The sequence below is a fragment of the Dyella sp. SYSU CM1112 genome, from assembly GCF_058216415.1.
The window spans coordinates 1-3,439 of sequence record NZ_JBZEGI010000035.1; the positions used below are offsets into that span (position 1 = coordinate 1).

The window sequence follows — 3,439 nt, forward strand, 5'->3', positions numbered from 1 at the left end:
CTTGAATGGCAGCGTGACGCTTACCGCCGGCAACCTCGTGCACATCACCGGCAGCGACGTGATGAGCCAGACCGGCACCGCCATTGTCGGTAAAGACGTGACCATCGATGCAGCGGTCGGCACGCGCGACACCACCCAGACCACCAAGCAGCAAAGCAGCGGCCTTACCGTCGGCCTGGGCGGCGCGGTAGCCCAGGCGGTCAATGGCGTGATGGCCAGCGCACAGCGCAGCAGCGAGGTGAGCGACGATCGCCTGAAGGCCCTGCATGCGGCGCAGGCCGCCTACGGCGCGAGCGATGCGCTGGGCATGGCCAACGCGGGCGGCTTGCAAGGCGCCACCAAGCTCGGGCCGGATGGTCAGGGCGGCAACGCCAACGGCCTCAGCCTGCAGATCGGCATCGGCGGCAGCAGCGCGAGCAGCACCACCACCACGCACGACGAACAAGCCTACGGCAGCCGCATCGGCAGCCAGGGGAATGTCACCATCGCCGCCACCGGCGGTGACCTGAACGTCATCGGCAGCCAGATCAACGGCCACGATGTCGCGCTCGCCGCCGCCAACAACCTCAACCTGCTGAGCCAGGCCGAACATCACAGCCTCGACAACCAAAACAAAAACGCCAGCGGTGGCGTGGGCGTGCAGATCGGCAGCGATGGCGTGGGTTTCTACGCGCAAGCCTCCGCCGGCAAGGGCAGCGCCCACGGCAACGGCACCACACATGCGATCAGCAGCGTCAATGCCGATGGCACGCTCACCCTGATCAGTGGCAACGACACCACCATCCAGGGTGCGCAACTCACCGGCAACCAAGTGCTTGCGGCCATCGGCAACAACCTCACCATCCGCAGCGAGCAGGACACCGACGATTACGCCAGCAAGCAACAGCAACTCGGCATGAAAGGGGTGATCGGCTACGGCGGCAGCGCCAGCGTGAGCTACAACCAGAGCAAGGTCGACAGCCATTACCAGAGCGTCACCGCGGTCAGCGGCATCGCCGCCGGCAGCGGCGGCTTCGACATCACCGTTGGCGGCAATACGCACCTGGCCGGTGGCGTGATCGCCAGCGCTGCCGAGGCCAGCAAGAACCGGCTCGATACCGGCAGCCTCACGTATGAGCATCTCAAGAACGAAGCCGACTACAGCGCCAGCAGCATCGGGCTCAATGCGGGTTACGGCAGCGGCAGCTTCAGTGCATCGCCGGCACTGGGCATGCCGCAAAGCGGACACAGCAGCAGCGAGACGAAAGCCGGCATGGCCCAAGGCACGATCATCGTGCGCGATGGCAACGCCGATCTCTCGGGCCTGGATCGCAACCCCACGCTCGACGACCAGACGCTCAAACCCATCTTCGATGCGCAGAAAGTGCAGGAGCAGATGGAGATGGGGCAGCTCATGGGGCAAGTGGGCATGCGCGCGGCGGGCGATATCGCCGGCAAGATGGGCTGGCCCGAAGGCAGTCCCGAACGCACCCTCCTGCATGGCCTGGTCGGCGTGGGCATGGCCGCAATGGGTGGTGGCGACGTCACGCAAGCGGTACTGGGTGCCGGCGCCAATCAGCTGGTGATCCAGAAGATGGCGGAGTTTCTGGAAAGCCAGGGTTATGAAAAAGGCACGCCGGAATTTGCCACGATGCTGCAACTGGGCAGTGCCGCCATCGGTGCGGCGGTGGGCGAAGGCAGTGGCGCGGCAGCGGCGTTGGCGGGGACGCAGTACAACTACCTTACGCATCTGCAACTGGAAACATTGGATAAACAGATCAGCCAATGCAAAGGCGACGCGGTCTGCATCCAAACCGCCAAGAGCGATGCAGAGATGCTGTCGGCCCGGCAGGAGCAAGACCTCATTCACGGTTGTAACGCTGCCGGGGTTTATTGCGCATCGAATTACGCAAACGGCATCAACGACGCGATCCACTACATCAACGATCCGCTCGCCGCCAAGCTGGGACTGCAGGTGGACCAGTCCATCACTGCGCAGAACTATGCCAATTATCAATCCCAATGGGGATTGGTGTATGGGGATAACGTAGTGAGCCGCGAGGGCAACATGATGCTTGGCCTGGCAGCGACGGGAGCTACGGCGGGACTGGGTTCCACCGGCGCAGCAGGTGCGTTAGCGGCGGAAGCGTATGACGGCACTCAGTTTGGTTCGCTATGGCAAGTTGCCTTGGCGTCCCGTACCGGCACGGCATTAACGACCGGTGCCGTCAATCTAGGTGCTCAATTGCTTGAGAATGGAGGCCATATGAACCAGCTGAACTATATCGACCTGAGCGCCAGCATGTTGGGTGGTTACTTAGGTTATGGCGGCAACATGGCATGGAATGGTCTGGTGGGAACAGGAGTCGGTATGGTGCAGACGGAAGCTAACAATCTTTACTACGGCCAAAACAATAATTTATTGGTTGGTGGTTTGACCAGCGGAGTAACGACGGCAATAGGATTCAAGATCGGCGATACCTATACGAACTGGATGAGCACACCTGCTTTCACATCACTTGGCCCAGTCGTTTCTGGCAATGCAGCAGGAGCTTCAACGACAGAAGGCTTAAATGCATTTGTTGAAAAATGGAAAGATGAAATTATTAATAGAAACAATGAAAAGCACGGGGGAAAATAATGAATCTTATTAGAAGAATCATTGCAGCTCTTATTGGCGGCATGATTTTTTTCATTCTTGGCGTAATTATTATTGTAGTTTTTGGATATGTTTACGCGAAGGTCGATGGTTTTATATACATATTTCGTGAGGCTCTAATTCAAGGGATACGTACCGGATTATATTTAGGATCAGTCATCACCATTCTGGCATTTTTGGGAGGCCCTCGCCGGGGGCCTCCTTTCCGATAATCATTACAATCAACAAGGTTGAAAAATGCATTGGAACCCTAGAAAAAACCGGGAAGTGAAGCCAGCTTTTCCGTTTGAGTTGAAACCACTGAAGCCTCGTTCTTTATTTTGGTCCATGCCTTTATGGTTAGCGGTGGTTTTTCTTACGATTTTTGCTGCCGGATTCGCACTGGTCACGCTTAGTGAATCTGCGTTCGATCATGTCCTCAAGTGGATGGGATGGGCGAATAACTAAACCATGACTGGCATTGGCCTTTTCATTAAGGCGCGACGTTATATCTGGCAACAACACACCCTCACTAAAAAAAACCCGACCTACCGGCAGGAGAAAAACCACCACGCACGATGCCGTGCAGGACGGCTTGATCGTGGGCACCCTCCTCAGCAGCCACGCCGTGACCGCCATAACCTCACCACGCAGACGTCGGAGATCGTTAGCACGAACAACGTTGTGCTGGCTAAGGCTGTAGGTAAGACGGTGACTATCGATACGATGGAGAAAGCGTCAAGCAACCCTATCCCTGGGCTTGTCGATGAGTCGAACCACGACGCGCGCTTCGTACTTGGACGCTTGGGTACATTGCACATT

Annotated in this window: 1 protein-coding gene; it reads left to right on the top strand. The window is 57.8% G+C overall.

Going from position 1 to position 3,439, the window contains the following annotated elements:
• Positions 1–2,620, top strand: a 2,620-nt coding sequence (locus AC4HNJ_RS21445) for a hemagglutinin repeat-containing protein (protein ID WP_490481652.1), incomplete at its 5' end; no start/stop codon positions are given.
• Positions 2,621–3,439 lie beyond the last annotated feature (819 nt).